The organism is Pseudooceanicola lipolyticus (genome assembly GCF_002786325.1).
GTDB lineage: Bacteria > Pseudomonadota > Alphaproteobacteria > Rhodobacterales > Rhodobacteraceae > Pseudooceanicola_C > Pseudooceanicola_C lipolyticus.
Window position 1 is genome coordinate 1 of record NZ_PGTB01000034.1, and the last position, 15,030, is coordinate 15,030.

A 15,030-nucleotide genomic window follows, 5' to 3' on the forward strand; every position below is an offset into this window, starting at 1 on the left:
GCGTGCCGACCCAGATCTGGCCCGGCGCGGCCCAGGGAAACCCGGTGAACAGGTAGGCGCGGGCAAATTCCGCCAGTGTCCATGCGCCGGCCAGCAGGGCGATGCGGGCACCGCCGCGCCGGGCCAACCGCGCCGCGCCCCAGAAGGCCGCGCCCCAGAACAGCGCCAGACCGCCCGACATGAACACCAGCGCAAAGGGCGCCATCCAGCCATGCCGCGCCACGTCAACCATGAAAGGTTCGACGATCCAGGCCAGCGCCAGCGCGAAATAGCTGGTGCCGAACAGCCAGCCGGTGACAAACCCCTGCGCCGGGCGCGGCGCGGCGGCCAGCAGCGCCGGCAGGCAGGCCAGGGCCAACAGGGTAAGCGGCCACAGCCCGAAGGGCGCCAGCCCCAGCGCAGCGGCCAATCCCAGCAAGACCGCCGCGCCAAGCCGCGCGGGCCGGCCCTGCAACAGGCCTGCGATCATCCCGCCGCTTCCGGCAGCCTCACGCGCAGGCGTTTGATTCGCCGCGGGTCGGCGTCGATCACCTCGAATTCCGGACCGTCCGGATGGGCGACGACCTCGCCCCGGGTCGGCACCCGGCCCGACAGCATGAAGACCAGCCCGCCCAGCGTGTCGATCTCTTCCTCGTCAACCTCGTCATGTTCGGTCAGCGAGCGGCCGATCTCGGCCTCGAACTCTTCCAGCGGGGTCTTGGCCAAGGCGACATATTGGCCGGGCTTTTCCTTGATCCAGGTCTTGTCCTCGTCGATGTCGTGTTCGTCCTCGATCTCGCCCACGACCTGTTCGATCAGATCCTCGATGGTGACCAGACCGTCGACGCCGCCATATTCATCGATCACCAGCGCCATGTGCCGCCGTTCGGTCTGCATCTTGGTCAGCAGCACGCCGATCGGCATCGAGGGCGGCACGAACAGCAGCGGGCGCAGCATCGCGCCCAGGTCGAATTCGGCGGTGCTGCCGTTAAAGCCGTAATTCAGGGCGAAATCCTTCAGGTGGATAAAGCCCAGCGGCGTGTCCAGGGTGCCCTCGTAGGCAGGAATGCGGGTCATCCCGCTTTCGCGGAATACCTTGACCAGATCGTCCTTGGAGATGTTTACCGGGACCGAGACAATCTCGGCGGTCGGAATCGCCACGTCATCGACGCGCATCCGCCGCAGATTGATCAATCCGCGCGTAGGTTCATACGCCGAAGAGGCGCCGTTCAGGAACGAGGACGCGTCGGTCTCGTTCGGACTCAGGGCTTCGAGGATGCGTCCGAAGAATCCGGCCTTTTCTTCCGGCCTCTCGTCTGCCTCATCGCCCGAGTGTGTCTGCGGAAGCGCGCTCTGCGCCGCGCTAGATCCGCTGTCAGTGTCGCCCATCGTTCCTTTTTCCAAAGTAAGCCTGTCAGGATTCGTCCGTGACATCCGTATACGGGTCGGTCAACCCAAGCCGTCCAAGTATAGTGACCTCAAGCCCTTCCATCAACGTGGCATCGGCATCACGAATGTGATCATAGCCCAGCAAATGTAACATCCCGTGAACGATCAGGTGGGTCACATGGTCTGAAAACGGCTTGCCGGCGGCCGCGGCCTCGCGCGCGCAGGTGTCATAGGCGATGGCGATATCGCCCAGTGACAGCGTGCCGGTCACGTCGGGTTCGGGCCGGGCGGGCGGGCGGCCGGGCTGCGGTGCCGCCAGCTCGGCCTCGGGCCAGCTCAGCACATTGGTCGGCTGCGGCTTGCCGCGGAAATCGGCGTTCAATTCGGCAATCCGGGCATCGTCGCAGGCCAGCAGCGTGACTTCGCAGGCCTCGGCGTCGATCCCCAGATGCGCCAGCGTTGCGGCCGCCGCGGTGTCGGCCAACTGCTCCAGATCGGCGGCGGCCCAGCGGGGGTCTTCTATAACGGTTTCAATCACTTAAGCATAAGTCCATTGCGCTGGGTTCGGCATTGCTCCGGATCTCGGTCCGGGGCCTGCTGGCTGCCGCCGGACTGCGCACCGCAATGCCGTGTGCCCGGTGCTGTTCAAGGGCATACCTCGCCGTTGCGTCCCGATGCGCCAAGCCGGATCAGCCCTGCGCATCGGCCTCGTAGGCTTCGATGATCGCCGCGACCAGCGGGTGGCGCACCACGTCTTTCGAAGTGAAATAGTTGAAGCCGATCTTGGGGATCGTCGACAGCAGCCGCTCGGCATCGGCCAGCCCCGACTGCACCCCGCGCGGCAGATCGACCTGGCTGCGGTCGCCGGTGATCACCATGCGCGAACCTTCGCCGAGGCGGGTCAGAAACATTTTCATCTGCATCGTCGTGGCATTCTGCGCCTCGTCCAGCACCACGAAGGCATTGGCCAGCGTGCGCCCGCGCATGAAGGCCAGCGGCGCGATCTCGATGCGCTTTTCCTCCATCATCTTGGCCAGTTGCTTGCCCGGCAGGAAATCGTTCAGCGCGTCATAAAGCGGCTGCATGTAGGGATCGACCTTGTCCTTCATGTCGCCGGGCAGAAAGCCCAGCCGCTCGCCGGCCTCGACCGCCGGGCGCGACAAGATGATCTTGTCGACATGGCCACCGATGAACATGGTCACGCCCACCGCCACCGCCAGATAGGTCTTGCCGGTGCCCGCCGGGCCGATGCCGAAACACAGCTCGTTCTCGAACAGCGACCGCACATAGGCCTTTTGCGCGGCGGTGCGGGGTTCGACCATCTTCTTGCGGGTCTTGATCTCGAACTGGCCACCGCGGAACATTTCCAGCTGGTCGCCATCCTCGGCCTCGGCCTGGGCGCCGCCCAGCCGCAGCTCGCGGTCGATGTCGCCGGCTTCCAGCGGACGCCCGGCTTCCAGCCGGGTATAGAGCGAGCGCAGCACCTGTGCGGCCTGGTTGCGCTGGGCCTCTTCGCCCAGGATCGCCAGCTGGTTGCCGCGGCGCAGGATCTGCACGCCGGTTTTCTGTTCGATATCGGCAAGGTTGCGGTCATATTCGCCGCACAGGTCGATCAACAGGCGATTGTCGGGGAATTCCAGCTGCACCTCTTGCGGCGCGGTCATGGTCTGCGGTGGGGTAAGGGCGCCAATGGCCAATCCGCTCTCCTGTATTCGCGATCTGAACCAAGGTTGCCAACTTCGCCCAAGGCGCGCAAGCGGCTGCGATGCGATTTCGCGAAACTGAAACAAAATTTCGGCCGCCCCCGGGCGGGAGCGGCCGAATCCTTTGGCATCCTGTGCGGTCCGGTCAAATCGTATCCGGCACCTGCGAGCCGTCCTTGAACGGGCCGATGGCGGTGTTGGGCGGGGCGATGCCAGAGCAGACCGGGCGGCCATAGCTGTCCAGCCGCGCGTCCATATAACCTTCCAGCCCGTCATCGATGATCCAGTGGTCGCAACCGTTCGGATCCACCCAGATGCCGGCGCTGAGCACGCCCAGTTCCTTCGAATCGATCCCCCGATCGGCGGTCAGGTCACCGCCATTGATCCCGCAGGCCGACAGGGCCGCCACTGCCGCGATGACCGAAACCGTTTTCACAACACGCATCACTCGTTCCTCACTGCAGGCAGATGATTTCGACACGGCGGTTTTCCGCCCGACCGCGCGCGGTGTCGTTGCTGGCGCGCGGCTGGCGCTCGCCATAGCCGCGCACGTCCAGAACCCGCACGCCGGTCGCTTTGGCGACCAGCGCCACCGAATTGGCGCGGCGTTCGCTGAGCCGCATGTTGTACTCGTCCGAGGCGCGGCTATCGGTATGCCCGGTGATGATAAAGCCCGAGGGCGCGGTGGCGCGGGCAAAGAAATCGCGCAGGCGCTGTTGACCGGTGCCGCTGATCTGCCACTTGTCGGTGTCGAAATACTGGTCGGTGGGCATGATGCCGCACACCTTGCCGCGGCGGCAGACCGGGCGGCCGTCCCGGGTGAGATGCGGGCTCATGTAACCTTCGGCGCCGTCATCCATGACCCAATGTTCGCAACCATCCGGATCGACCCAGATCGACGGCACATAGCGCTCGGCATAGCGCGGCTGTTCCGAGCTCTGCGCGCGCACCTCTGCAGGGATCAGCAGCGCGACCGACAGCGCCAGCAGCGCTGCCAGCGAAAGCAGCAGCAGTTTGATCGTGTCATTCCCGGCCATCGTATCGACTACCTTATTCAATTCTGTACCTGAAACCGATGCGAGACCTTAGATCACAAAGCCGGGCGGGGAATAAGATAATTGCGATCTCGCGGAGAAATAGCGGCATTTTCATGGCATTTCCCGGCGATTTTGCTTGCGGGCTGTCAACACTGGCGCCTGTGTGCGGGCACTGTTCGCGGTGTGGCAACTCAGGCCGGGGCCGAATCGACCGGCGCGGAGGTGTCGATCACCTCGCCACCCAGCGAGTTGGCGCCCGAGGAAGTGATGCGCACCGAGGCGATATCGCCCGCCGCCAGGCCGCCGCCCTGGACATGCACCGCATGCAGATAGTCAGACTTGCCCACCATCTGCCCCGGCAGGCGTCCGGGCTTTTCGAACAGAACTTTCACCGTGCGGCCAACCATCGCGTCTTGCGCCGCGCGCTGCTGGCGGGTGATCAACGCCTGCAGCCGCTGCAGGCGGTCGTCCTTGACCTCCTCGGCCACCTGCGGGCGTTCCGCCGCCGGGGTGCCCGGGCGGGTGGAATATTTGAACGAATAGGCATAGCCATAGCCAACCGCGTCGATCAGATCGAGCGTGGCCTGGAAATCCTCTTCGGTCTCTTCCGGGAACCCGACGATGAAATCCCCCGACATCAGGATATCGGGCCGCGCGGCGCGGATGCGCTCGACCAGGCGCAGATAGCTTTCAGCAGTGTGGCTGCGGTTCATCCGTTTCAGGATCTTGTCCGACCCGGCCTGCACCGGCAGATGCAGATAGGGCATCAGCTTGGCACATTGGCCATGCGCCTCGATCAGGTCGTCGGTCATGTCATTGGGGTGCGAGGTGGTGAAGCGGATGCGCTCCAGCCCGTCGATGCCGTCCAGCGCCCAGATCAGCCGCGCCAGCGACCAGTCGCCGCCGTCGCCGGCGCCGTGATAGGCATTGACGTTCTGGCCCAGCAGGGTGATCTCGCGCACGCCGCGTTCCACCAGGTCGCGCGCCTCGGACAGGATCCGCTCGGCCGGGCGGCTGACTTCGGCGCCGCGGGTATAGGGCACCACGCAGAAGGCGCAGAACTTGTCGCAGCCTTCCTGCACGGTCAGAAAGGCGGTCGGGCCGCGCTTGGCCCTGGGGCGCGCTTTCAGCCGCTCGAACTTGTCCTCTTCGGGGAAATCAGTGTCGAGCGCCTTTTCCCCCTGCCGCGTCTTCGCCTCCATCTCGGGCAGGCGGTGATAGCTCTGCGGGCCGACCACCAGGTCGACCAGCGGCTGGCGGCGCATGATCTCTTCGCCCTCGGCCTGGGCGACGCAGCCGGCGACGCCGATCTTCAGGTCGGGCTTGTCCGCCTTCAGCCCGCGAAAGCGGCCCAGTTCGGAATAGACCTTTTCCGCCGCCTTCTCGCGGATATGGCAGGTGTTCAGCAGGATCATGTCCGCGTCTTCGGGGCGGTCGGTCTGCACATAGCCTTCGCCGCCCAGGGCCTCGGCCATGCGCTCGCTGTCATAGACGTTCATCTGACAGCCATAGGTCTTGAGATAGAGCTTTTTCGGAGCGGACATCGGCAGGGCCTGCGGGTTGGCGGTGGAACGCTATGACATAGACCGCGCGGGCGCGGCTTGCAATCACCGCCCGATTAGCCGACTCTGCGGCGAAATTCCAGAAAGAGGTCCGTACCCCTTGGGCGGCAGCCATCCCACGCTCGATGCCTTCCTGCAGGACCCGCCGCCGGAACTGGCGAAAGGCCCGGTGGCCCTGATCTTTGCCGAGGACGAGGTCGAGATCGATTCGACCCTGCGCCACCACCTGGAGTGCGGGTTCCGCTGTGTCGTGGCGCTGATGCCCGAGGCGTTCGGCCTGGCCGCCGACGTGGCCGAGCGGGTGTGTCGCGTGGACCTGGATGCCTGCGCGCCGGGGGCGGTGATCGACGCGGTGAACCAGGTGGCCGGGGCGGTGCCGGGCGCCTGGGTCTATTACTGCTATAACAGCGAATACCTGTTCTATCCCTTCTGCGAAAGCCGCACGGTGGGCGAGATGCTGGCCTTTCACGCCGAGGAGCGGCGCGAGGCGATGCTGACCTATATCGTCGATCTCTATGCCGGCGACCTGGAGCGTCACCCCGGCGCGGTGTCGCTGGAGGAAGCCTGCCTGGACCGTTCGGGCTATTACGCGCTGGCGCGGATCGATCCCGAAACCGGCACCCCGCGCGAGCGTCAGCTGAATTTCTTCGGCGGGCTGCGCTGGCGCTTTGAGGAGCATATTCCCAAGGCGCGCCGCCGGATCGACCGGGTGGCGCTGTTCCAGGCGCAGCCGGGGGTGCGGCTGTTGCCCGATCACACATTCAGCGCGCCGGAATACAATACCTTTGCCTGCCCCTGGCATCACAACCTGACGGCGGCGATCTGTTCGTTCCGCACCGCCAAGGCGCTCAAGCGCAACCCGGGCTCGACCTTCGACATCCCGACCTTCCGCTGGCACAACTCGACCCCCTTCGAATGGCATTCGCGGCAATTGCTGGACCTCGGCCTGATGGAGCCGGGGCAGTGGTTTTGAGCCTGCCGAGTTGAGGCTGAGCGAATGTGTTAGTTCCGCGGCAGGCTGCGCAAAAATGGCATTCGCGGCAATTGCTGGACCTCGGCCTGATGGAGCCGGGGCAGTGGTTTTGAGCCTGCCGAGTTGAGGCTGAGCGAATGTGTTAGTTCCGCGGCAGGCTGCGCAAAACACGTGGTCGACCGGTGCGGGCCTTCCCGCTTCATCAACCAAGAGTTGGCCGGGTGGCGGACGACCGCGGGTGGACGCACCCATGATTGAAAACCGGGCGCTTGATGGCGCCGACACTTCCTTCGGTTGAGCGTGGCGCTGGCTGTGACGAAGCGGCCGCCCGTGCGGGCGGTCGGCCGCTGCCCGGCGGCGCGCGGTGCGCGCCTTGAATCCGGGCCAAGCGCAAAACTCGGATGTTAGGCTAATCGGCAATACGTACCGACCCAAGTCACCTGAGCCGTCTTCCCGGGCGCGCCGACGCGAGTCTCAGGATTAATGTCAGCAAGTGGAAGCGGCATCGCGGCGGAACAGGATCGGAAACCAATCCTCGCGCAGCCGGTCGCCGGGCTGCATGCCGTGGCCGGGAAAGGGCGGCGAGGTGGGGCCGGGGCGTTCGACATAGCGGGCGTCGTCGCCCACCAGCCGCAGCGAGAAGGCGCGGCGGCGCGCGGCAGAGCGGTTGCCGCGGGCGCCGTGCAGGATGCGGAAATCGAAGGCCACCGCATCGCCCGGCTCCATCTCGTATTCCAGGATGCGCATGCCACCGGCCTCGGGATCGGGCACCGGCATGTACTCCTCGGCGTCGGGGAAAAACGCCTGTTCCGAGGCCCAGCGGGTGGGCAGCACCTCTTTCTCCCAGCGATGCGACCCGGCGACGCAGCGCAGCGTCGCCTCGCGCACCGGGTCGAGCGGCGCCCAGAAACTGACCGTCTGGCGGCCCTGCACGAAATAATAGGGGCTGTCCTGGTGCCAGGGCGTCGCCATCGAGGTGCCGGGTTCTTTCACCAGGACATGATCGTGAAACAGCTGCACGCGATCCGAGCCCATAAGTTCGGCCGCCACCGCAGCGGCGGGCGAGTCGGCGATCACCTGCCGGAAGGCCGCGATGCGCGACCAGTTGCAGTAATCGTCGAAGAAGCGGCCGGTTTCGCCGTCGCGCCGGTTTTCCGAGGCATAGGGGCCGGGCTGGGCCATGTTTTCGGCAATGCCGGCGCGCAACCGCTCGACATGGTCGCGGAACAGTCCGCGCACCAGCACCACGCCGTCGCGGCGAAAGGTGTCGATATCGGCCGGGGTGAGCAGCGGGTGCATCATGGCGGTTCCGGCCTCAGGCCCGCGCCGCGGCGCTAAAGTTTGCGCAGCCGGATCACCACATCGACGGCGGCAATCTCATAGCCCTCTGGCGCATCGGGTACTCGGGTGATCACCAGCTGGTCAGAAGGGGCATCGGACAGACCGGCCTCGTCCTCCCAGAAGAAATGCGGGTGGTCATGCGTATTGGTGTCGAAATAGCTTTTCGAGCCGTCCACGGTGACTTCCTGCACCAGCCCGGCATCGCAGAAGGCGCGCAGGGTGTTGTAGACGGTGGCCAGCGATACCGGCGCGCCGGCGGATTTCGCCGAGTCGAACAGGCTTTCGGCGGTGACATGGCGGTGCTGACCGTCGCCGACCAGAAGCTCGGCCAACGCGACACGCTGCCGTGTCGGGCGCAGCCCGGCCGTGTTCAGCCAGCTGGTGGCGATCTCTGTCGGTTTGCGTGTCATTGCGGGACTCATCCCTCCGATCGGGAGCGACTATAAGGCGTTTTGTCAACCGGTTTCAAACGGAAATCATTTTCAAACAGGTTCGTACCTGCGAGGTTGGTCGCATGACGCGCCCTTGCGGGACCGGCGAGCCCGGTGCTAGAGGATGCAGAATGCAGAAACGACCGAGGCAGGAGACGCGCGGGCATGGCCGATTACCCGAGCAGTTTTGATAAGGACGAGTTACTGAAATGCGCGCGGGGCGAATTGTTCGGCCCCGGCAACGCGCAATTGCCGGAACCGCCGATGCTGATGATGGACCGCATCACCGAGATCAGCGCCGATGGCGGGGCCCATGGCAAAGGCCATGTGGTCGCCGAGTTCGACATCACCCCGGATCTCTGGTTCTTCAAATGCCATTTTCCGGGCAACCCGATCATGCCCGGCTGTCTGGGTCTGGACGGGCTGTGGCAGTTGACCGGGTTCAACCTGGGCTGGCGCGGCATGAAGGGGCTGGGCATGGCGCTGGGCGTTGGCGAGGTCAAGCTGAGCGGCATGGTCACGCCAGAGCGCAAGATGATCACGTATTTTGTCGATTTCACCCGCATCATTGATCGCAAGCTGAAACTTGGTGTCGCCGATGGCCGGGTTGTCGCCGATGGCGAAGAGATTTATGCGGTGAAGGGAATGAAGGTGGGCCTGTCGGACGGCGGCGTCTGAACGGCTGTCCACGCGCCACCACCAACAAGGAGTATGCCGATGCGTCGCGTCGTCGTTACCGGGCTGGGGATCGTCTCGTCCATCGGGACCAACCGCGACGAGGTGATCGCCTCGCTGAAGGCCGGGACCAGCGGAATTGCCGCCAGCCCCGAGATGGAGGAACACGGGTTCCGCAGCCGGGTGGCGGGCACCATCGATCTGGATGTCAGCGCCCATGTCGACAAGCGCAGCCTGCGCTTCATGGGGCCGGGCGCCGCCTATGCCCATATCGCCATGGCCGAGGCGATTGCCGATGCCGGCCTGGAAGAGGGCGACATCGTCAACCCGCGCACCGGGCTGATCGCCGGCTCGGGCGGGCCGTCGACCAGCGCCATGTTGACCGCGCATCAATCGGTGCTGAAGACCGGCGCGACCAAGCGCATCGGGCCCTTCGCGGTGCCCAAATGCATGTCCTCGACGATCTCGGCCAACCTGTCGACCGCCTATAAGATCAAGGGCATCAACTATTCGATCACCTCGGCCTGCTCGACCTCGCTGCATTGCATCGGCAATGCCGCCGAGCAGATCATGCTGGGCAAGCAGGACGTGATGTTCGCCGGTGGCGGCGAGGAGCTTGACTGGACCCTGTCCTGCCTGTTCGACGCGATGGGCGCGATGTCGTCGAAATACAATGACACGCCGGAACGCGCCTCGCGCGCCTTCGACGCCGACCGCGACGGCTTTGTAATTTCCGGCGGCGGCGGCATCGTGGTGCTGGAAGAGCTGGAACATGCGCTGGCGCGCGGCGCCCGGATCTATGCCGAGGTGACGGGCTATGCCGCCACCTCGGACGGGCATGACATGGTGGCGCCGTCGGGCGAGGGCGGCGAGCGGGCGATGCGGCTGGCGCTGGCGACGCTGCCCGAAGACCGCAAGATCAGCTATATCAACGCCCATGGCACTTCGACCCCGGTGGGCGATGTCGGCGAGGTCGAGGCGGTGCGCCGCATCTTCGGCCAGGGCAGCACCCCGCCGATCAGTTCGACCAAGTCGATGACCGGCCATGCCCAGGGCGCCGCCGGTGCGCTGGAGGCGATCTTCTGCCTGCTGATGCTGGACGGGGATTTCATTGCGCCGTCGATCAATGTCGAGACGCTGGACCCGGCGCTGACGCCGGCCGAGATCGCGACCGCGCCGGTGACGGATGCCGGGTTGGACAGCGTGATGACCAATTCCTTCGGCTTCGGCGGCACCAACGGATCGATGATCCTGTCCAGATATCGCGGGTAACAACCACCATGTCCGATCTATTGAAGGGAAAGCGCGGCCTGATCATGGGCGTGGCCAATGACCGGTCGATCGCCTGGGGCATCGCCAAGGCGATGCACGAGGCCGGGGCCGAGCTGGCCTTCACCTACCAGGGCGAGGCCTTTGGCAAGCGGCTGGAACCGCTGGCGCACAGCGTCGGGTCGGATTTCATGGTCGATGCCGATGTGACCGACGATGCCACGTTGGACACCGCGTTCGAGCAGTTGGCGGGGCGCTGGTCCAGCATCGATTTCCTGGTCCATGCCATCGCTTATTCGGACAAGTCCGAACTGACCGGCCGGTTCCTGAATACCAGCCGCGCCAATTTCAAACATTCGATGGATATCTCGGCCTATTCCTTTATCGAGGTGGCGCGGCGCGCCTATCCGCTGATGAAGGACAACGGCGGCACCCTGCTGACGCTGACCTATCAGGGGTCCACCCGGGTGGTCCCGAATTACAACGTGATGGGCGTGGCCAAGGCGGCGCTGGAGGCGGCGACCCGCTATCTGGCCAATGACCTGGGGCCGGACGGCATCCGGGTGAACGCGATTTCTCCCGGCCCGATGAAAACGCTGGCCGGCGCCGCCATCGGCGGCGCGCGCAAGACCTACAAGTTCACCGATCAGAACGCGCCCCTGCGCAGCAACGCGACGCTGGAGGCGGTGGGCGGCACTGCGGTCTATCTGGCCTCGGATGCCGGACGGTTCACCACCGGCGAGGTCATCCGCGTCGATGGCGGCTATCACGTTCTGGGCATGCCGCAGCCGGACTTCCTCTAGGCCGCCGCAGCCCGGTCCTGACAAAACCCCGGCGGCGCCTTTCACCTGCCACAGTTACCGGTCACATCGGCGGCATGACGCTGATCGACGAAAATCCCCAGGACCGCCTGCGGTCCGGACTCGGTGGCCTGCTGCTGCGCCTGCTGGTCCGGCTGGTTTACACCTTTTGCCTGTGCCTGATGGCCGCGGTCCTTTTGTCCGAGCCGCGCATCGCGGCGCGGGTCGGTCCGGTGATTGACGGCTGGGCCGAACGGTTGTCGTCTGATGCGCCCGCCGCGCCGGGCGCCGCCGAGGCGACGCCCGTGGTCCGGACGATGCCGACCGACCGGGTGCCGGTGCGGCGCCTGATCGACTGACCCACGCCCGGGGGCGGTTCAGGCCGCCTCGGCGATATGCACCAGTTCGATGGCGAAGGTCAGGTCCTGGCCAGCCAGCGGGTGGTTGGCATCCAGCGTCACCTGCTCATCGGTCACCTCGACCACGGTGACCGGGGTCACCTGGCCCTGCTGGGTCTGCATCTGCAGCCGCGTGCCCAGGTCCAGCGGGATGTCATCGGGAATACCCTCGCGCGGGACCGCCTGGCGCATCTGCGGATCGACCGGGCCATAAGCCTCGTCGCAGGGCACGTTCACGGTTTTCTTGTCGCCGACTTCCATGCCGGGAATCGCCTTGTCGAGGCCGGGAATGATCTGGCCCGAGCCGACCTCGAACTGCAACGGATCGCGCCCTTCGGAACTGTCGAAGGTGGTGCCGTCGCGCAGCGTGCCGGTATAGTGAATATGGACGGTGTCGCCGGGTTTGACCTGGGTCATGGGATATCCAATCTGTCGGGGGTGAATGGCAAAGGCCGCGTCGCTCGCGCGGGTGCTTCGATGGTCCCAGCCTAATGATTCACCGGCTGATGTAAACCATGCGGGCACCGGGCCGGTGCGGCGAGATGTTTCGGGATGGCGAGAGGCATGCCCGGGCCGGGCCTTTTCGGAACGCGGGAAGGGACAGTGGAATGACTCCGGGCGTCACGCCAAGCGCGTGAACAACGGCGCAGCCACCGCGGCTTCCCCTTTCACTGTCGCCATGTCACTGTGGAGAAACGGGAACGGGAGAAGACATGATGCCGATCACCACCTGCATATTCGACGCCTATGGCACGCTGTTCGATGTTGCCGCCGCCGCGCGCCAGGCGGCGCAGGAACCCGCCCATGCAAAGCTGCGCGAGACCTGGGCCGAGGTGGCGGCGCATTGGCGGCTGAAACAGCTGCAATATACCTGGCTGCGCGCGGTCATGGACCAGCACGCCGATTTCTGGGGGGTGACGCAGAACGGGCTGGACTGGGCGCTGGAGGCGGCGGGTCTTCAGGGAGACGCGGCGCTGCGCCAGCGCCTGTTGGACCTGTATTGGGAACTGCAATGCTATCCCGAGGTGCCCGAGATGTTGGCGGCGTTGCGTACCGGCGGCCGACAGACAGCGATCCTGTCCAATGGCTCGCCCGCAATGCTGGACGGGGCGGTGCGCTCGGCCGGGATCGCCCATGTGCTGGACGATATCCTGTCGGTCGAATCCGTCGGCGTGTTCAAGCCCGACAGCCGGGTTTATGACCTGGTCGGCGCGCGATTCGGCTGTGCGCCGGAGGAGGTGCTGTTCGTCTCCTCCAATGGTTGGGACGCGGCGGCGGCGTCCTGCTATGGCTTTCGCACCGCCTGGGTGAATCGCGCGGGCGAGCCGGTGGACCGGCTGCCCTGGACGCCCGACACCATTCTTTCCGACCTCACCACCATCCCGGCCGAAGCCGGGCTGTAGGCCGGGCCGCATCGGGGACTTCCGAATTTCACCGCAGCAGGGTACGGGACAATATGAGCACGCTTGAGATGATCGAAGCCGCGGCAAAGCGGCTGGCGGGACACGCGCGGCGCACGCCGCTGTTGTCCTCGCCGTTTCTGGATGAAATTGCCGGGCGGCGGGTGCTGGTGAAACCCGAATGCCTGCAGCAGACCGGCAGTTTCAAGTTTCGCGGCGGCTGGTCGGCGCTTTCGGCCTTGGCACCGGAGGTGCGTGCGCGCGGTGTGATCGCCTTTTCCAGCGGCAACCATGCCCAGGGCGTGGCGGCGGCGGCGCGCGGGCACGGGGTGCCGGCGGTGATCGTCATGCCCGAAGATGCGCCCCGGCTGAAGATCGCCAATACCAGGGCGCTGGGCGCCGAGGTGGTGCTGTATGACCGTGCCACCGGCGACCGCGACGCCATTGGCGCGCAGCTGGCGAAAGAACGCGGCCTGACGCTGATCAAACCGTTTGACGAGCCGCAGGTGATTGCCGGGCAGGGCACCTGCGGGCTGGAAATTGCCGCCCAGGCGGCCGAGCAAGGGGTGACCGAGGCCGATGTGCTGGTCTGTTGCGGCGGTGGCGGGCTGACCTCGGGCGTCGCGCTGGCGCTGGAAGGCCATGCGCCGGGGCTGCGCGCCCGCCCGGTCGAGCCCGATGGTTTCGACGATGTGGCCCGCTCGCTGACCACGGGCCGGATCGAGCGCAATGAAAAGCTGACGGGTTCGCTCTGCGATGCGATCATCTCGCCGCAGCCCGGCGAGCTTACCTTTCCGATCATGCATCGGCTGTGCGGGCCGGGCTTGACGGTCAGCGAGGACGAGGCGCTGCGGGCCATGGCGCTGGCCTTCACCCGGTTGAAGATCGTGCTGGAACCGGGCGGGGCGGTGTCGCTGGCCGCGGCGTTGTTCCATCCCGGTGCGGTATCGGGCGACGCGGTGATCGCGGTGGCCTCGGGCGGCAATGTCGATGCCGAGGTGTTCGGCATGGCGCTGGAAAAACACGCCGATTAGGGCGCGCCCTGTCCCGGACATGGTCCGGGACCTCCCGGCCTTTGGTTAAATCCCGGATCCCGGACAGGCCTGGGACGGCATCGGCCCCAGGGGCGCCGCTCACTCGATCCGCATCCAGCCCTCGGGCAGGATGTCGGGATTGTGCATCCCCGGCTCGCCGAACCACCGCGCCGGCGCGGCGACGCGTTTCTGTGGCGACGGGTTCAGCCAGGCCGCCCACCAGGAAAACGACGAATTGGCGATCACGTGGTGATTGCACAGCGACATCAGGCGCATATCCTCGAAATCGCGCTCGGGCCCGTTGTGATCGACAATCACCTTGTCGCAGGGCAGTTGCAGGTTGTCCCGCGCCCAGCCGGGATCGTCGGAAAACACGAAGACGGTGGGGGTGCCTGAAACGCCCTCCAGTATCCGGGCCAGCGCGGTGTCGTAATAGCTCTGGTCGCATAGCACATGCGCCTTCAGCGCCACGTAATCGCCGCGCCGCACATGCAGCGAGATCGCCGTTGCCGCGCCGATCCGCGCCGCCATCTCGGCATTTTGCGCGTCTGAGAACGCCGGAAAGGTGAAATCGGCGCGCAGTGCCGCGCGGGAATCGTGGAAATAACGCTCGGACTGCCAATAGCCGTGCAGATAGCTGCCATCGCCCCAGTTCTCGATCTCCGGGTTATAGCCCAGCCCGCGCTCGCGCCGCAGAACCGGGGGGCGCCGCAGATAGCGCCACATCGCATAGCGCAGCGGCGCCGCCTCGCGCGCTGGTGGTAGCTCCTCGGGCTCGGCCAGCGGCAGGTCGAACACCCGGGTCAGCACCCCTTCGCCACGATGCAGGGCGGTGCGCGCATCGATTGCCACCGGCAGATCCCGCCGCAATGCCAGGGCCCGGGCCGTGGCATATTGGAACATCTGGTTGCCAAGGCGGCCATGCAAGCGGGCGATGATCATGGCACCGGATATAGGATCAATCCCGCGCCCGCGCCAGCCGCACTTGACGCAGGCGCTTCCGGCTCCTATCTGGGCGTCGGGTTCGGGTTCCCCGCCG

At 65.8% G+C, this 15,030-nt stretch carries 17 protein-coding genes and 1 pseudogene; 7 read left to right on the forward strand and 11 right to left on the reverse strand.

The window, feature by feature from the left end:
- From CVM52_RS10765 to miaB, 7 genes and pseudogenes are all read right to left on the reverse strand, one after another.
- Nucleotides 1-469: pseudogene (locus CVM52_RS10765) on the reverse strand (apolipoprotein N-acyltransferase); the annotation flags it as partial.
- Nucleotides 466-1,368, reverse strand: coding sequence for a hemolysin family protein (locus CVM52_RS10770; RefSeq protein ID WP_100162515.1), 903 nt, complete (start codon nt 1,366-1,368; stop codon nt 466-468). The pseudogene CVM52_RS10765 and the gene CVM52_RS10770, both read right to left, overlap by 4 nt.
- 25 nt (nt 1,369-1,393) lie before the next feature.
- Entirely contained in the window at nt 1,394-1,906 is a 513-nt protein-coding gene (gene ybeY / locus CVM52_RS10775; protein WP_100162516.1) for an rRNA maturation RNase YbeY, read from the reverse strand.
- A 151-nt stretch (nt 1,907-2,057) separates the two neighbouring features.
- Nucleotides 2,058-3,065, reverse strand: coding sequence for a PhoH family protein (locus CVM52_RS10780; RefSeq protein ID WP_100162517.1), 1,008 nt, complete (start codon nt 3,063-3,065; stop codon nt 2,058-2,060).
- A gap of 151 nt (nt 3,066-3,216) precedes the next feature.
- The gene (locus tag CVM52_RS10785) at nt 3,217-3,516 is read right to left on the reverse strand and encodes a hypothetical protein (RefSeq protein WP_100162518.1); all 300 of its coding nucleotides are present in this window, start codon (nt 3,514-3,516) and stop codon (nt 3,217-3,219) included.
- Between the two features lie 10 nt (nt 3,517-3,526).
- Nucleotides 3,527-4,108 carry an OmpA family protein gene (locus CVM52_RS10790; protein ID WP_100162519.1) on the reverse strand — a complete coding sequence of 194 codons (582 nt, stop codon included), beginning with the start codon at nt 4,106-4,108 and terminating at the stop codon, nt 3,527-3,529.
- Between the two features lie 191 nt (nt 4,109-4,299).
- Complete coding sequence (gene miaB, locus CVM52_RS10795) at nt 4,300-5,652, reverse strand: tRNA (N6-isopentenyl adenosine(37)-C2)-methylthiotransferase MiaB (RefSeq protein ID WP_100162520.1); 1,353 nt, start codon at nt 5,650-5,652, stop codon at nt 4,300-4,302.
- A 118-nt stretch (nt 5,653-5,770) separates the two neighbouring features.
- Between miaB and CVM52_RS10800 the strand changes: the two genes are divergently transcribed.
- Nucleotides 5,771-6,643 (forward strand): hypothetical protein, encoded by an 873-nt coding sequence (locus tag CVM52_RS10800; RefSeq protein WP_100162521.1) that lies wholly within the window; start codon nt 5,771-5,773, stop codon nt 6,641-6,643.
- 486 nt (nt 6,644-7,129) lie between these two features.
- Here the strand turns inward: CVM52_RS10800 and CVM52_RS10805 are convergent, their stop codons facing one another.
- Together CVM52_RS10805 and irrA are read right to left on the reverse strand one after the other, a co-directional pair.
- Complete coding sequence (locus CVM52_RS10805) at nt 7,130-7,945, reverse strand: phytanoyl-CoA dioxygenase family protein (protein ID WP_100162522.1); 816 nt, start codon at nt 7,943-7,945, stop codon at nt 7,130-7,132.
- A gap of 32 nt (nt 7,946-7,977) precedes the next feature.
- Nucleotides 7,978-8,394 carry an iron response transcriptional regulator IrrA gene (irrA, locus tag CVM52_RS10810; protein WP_100162523.1) on the reverse strand — a complete coding sequence of 139 codons (417 nt, stop codon included), beginning with the start codon at nt 8,392-8,394 and terminating at the stop codon, nt 7,978-7,980.
- Between the two features lie 186 nt (nt 8,395-8,580).
- On the opposite strand from irrA, the gene fabA reads away from it, so the two are divergent.
- From fabA to CVM52_RS10830, 4 genes are all read left to right on the forward strand, one after another.
- Nucleotides 8,581-9,093, forward strand: coding sequence for a bifunctional 3-hydroxydecanoyl-ACP dehydratase/trans-2-decenoyl-ACP isomerase (gene fabA / locus CVM52_RS10815; protein WP_100162524.1), 513 nt, complete (start codon nt 8,581-8,583; stop codon nt 9,091-9,093).
- A 39-nt stretch (nt 9,094-9,132) separates the two neighbouring features.
- On the forward strand, nt 9,133-10,362 hold the full coding sequence (fabB, locus tag CVM52_RS10820) for a beta-ketoacyl-ACP synthase I (RefSeq protein ID WP_100162525.1): 1,230 nt from the start codon (nt 9,133-9,135) through the stop codon (nt 10,360-10,362).
- 8 nt (nt 10,363-10,370) lie between these two features.
- The gene (locus tag CVM52_RS10825) at nt 10,371-11,162 is read left to right on the forward strand and encodes an enoyl-ACP reductase FabI (RefSeq protein ID WP_100162526.1); all 792 of its coding nucleotides are present in this window, start codon (nt 10,371-10,373) and stop codon (nt 11,160-11,162) included.
- Nucleotides 11,163-11,236: 74 nt separating this feature from the next.
- Complete coding sequence (locus CVM52_RS10830) at nt 11,237-11,518, forward strand: hypothetical protein (protein WP_100162527.1); 282 nt, start codon at nt 11,237-11,239, stop codon at nt 11,516-11,518.
- 18 nt (nt 11,519-11,536) lie between these two features.
- On the opposite strand, the gene CVM52_RS10835 is transcribed toward CVM52_RS10830, so the two are convergent.
- Complete coding sequence (locus CVM52_RS10835) at nt 11,537-11,974, reverse strand: FKBP-type peptidyl-prolyl cis-trans isomerase (protein ID WP_100162528.1); 438 nt, start codon at nt 11,972-11,974, stop codon at nt 11,537-11,539.
- Between the two features lie 299 nt (nt 11,975-12,273).
- Here CVM52_RS10835 and CVM52_RS10840 point away from each other — a divergent pair, with 299 nt between their 5' ends.
- Both CVM52_RS10840 and CVM52_RS10845 read left to right on the forward strand, forming a co-directional pair.
- Nucleotides 12,274-12,960: a haloacid dehalogenase type II gene (locus CVM52_RS10840; protein ID WP_100162540.1), complete on the forward strand. Its 687-nt coding sequence runs from the start codon at nt 12,274-12,276 to the stop codon at nt 12,958-12,960.
- A 53-nt stretch (nt 12,961-13,013) separates the two neighbouring features.
- On the forward strand, nt 13,014-13,991 hold the full coding sequence (locus CVM52_RS10845; protein WP_100162529.1) for a threonine ammonia-lyase: 978 nt from the start codon (nt 13,014-13,016) through the stop codon (nt 13,989-13,991).
- Nucleotides 13,992-14,090: 99 nt separating this feature from the next.
- Here CVM52_RS10845 and CVM52_RS10850 read toward each other — a convergent pair whose 3' ends face one another.
- The gene (locus CVM52_RS10850) at nt 14,091-14,933 is read right to left on the reverse strand and encodes an alpha-1,2-fucosyltransferase (RefSeq protein WP_100162530.1); all 843 of its coding nucleotides are present in this window, start codon (nt 14,931-14,933) and stop codon (nt 14,091-14,093) included.
- Nucleotides 14,934-15,030: the final 97 nt, after the last annotated feature.

Coding starts and splice junctions, on each gene's coding strand:
- CVM52_RS10770 (WP_100162515.1), bottom strand. CDS start 1,368: ATGGGCGACACTGACAGCGGATCTAGCGCGGCGCAGAGCGCGCTTCCG.
- CVM52_RS10785 (WP_100162518.1), bottom strand. CDS start 3,516: ATGCGTGTTGTGAAAACGGTTTCGGTCATCGCGGCAGTGGCGGCCCTG.
- CVM52_RS10790 (WP_100162519.1), bottom strand. CDS start 4,108: ATGGCCGGGAATGACACGATCAAACTGCTGCTGCTTTCGCTGGCAGCG.
- miaB (WP_100162520.1), bottom strand. CDS start 5,652: ATGTCCGCTCCGAAAAAGCTCTATCTCAAGACCTATGGCTGTCAGATG.
- CVM52_RS10805 (WP_100162522.1), bottom strand. CDS start 7,945: ATGATGCACCCGCTGCTCACCCCGGCCGATATCGACACCTTTCGCCGC.
- irrA (WP_100162523.1), bottom strand. CDS start 8,394: ATGACACGCAAACCGACAGAGATCGCCACCAGCTGGCTGAACACGGCC.
- fabA (WP_100162524.1), top strand. CDS start 8,581: ATGGCCGATTACCCGAGCAGTTTTGATAAGGACGAGTTACTGAAATGC.
- fabB (WP_100162525.1), top strand. CDS start 9,133: ATGCGTCGCGTCGTCGTTACCGGGCTGGGGATCGTCTCGTCCATCGGG.
- CVM52_RS10825 (WP_100162526.1), top strand. CDS start 10,371: ATGTCCGATCTATTGAAGGGAAAGCGCGGCCTGATCATGGGCGTGGCC.
- CVM52_RS10830 (WP_100162527.1), top strand. CDS start 11,237: ATGACGCTGATCGACGAAAATCCCCAGGACCGCCTGCGGTCCGGACTC.
- CVM52_RS10835 (WP_100162528.1), bottom strand. CDS start 11,974: ATGACCCAGGTCAAACCCGGCGACACCGTCCATATTCACTATACCGGC.
- CVM52_RS10840 (WP_100162540.1), top strand. CDS start 12,274: ATGCCGATCACCACCTGCATATTCGACGCCTATGGCACGCTGTTCGAT.
- CVM52_RS10845 (WP_100162529.1), top strand. CDS start 13,014: ATGAGCACGCTTGAGATGATCGAAGCCGCGGCAAAGCGGCTGGCGGGA.
- CVM52_RS10850 (WP_100162530.1), bottom strand. CDS start 14,933: ATGATCATCGCCCGCTTGCATGGCCGCCTTGGCAACCAGATGTTCCAA.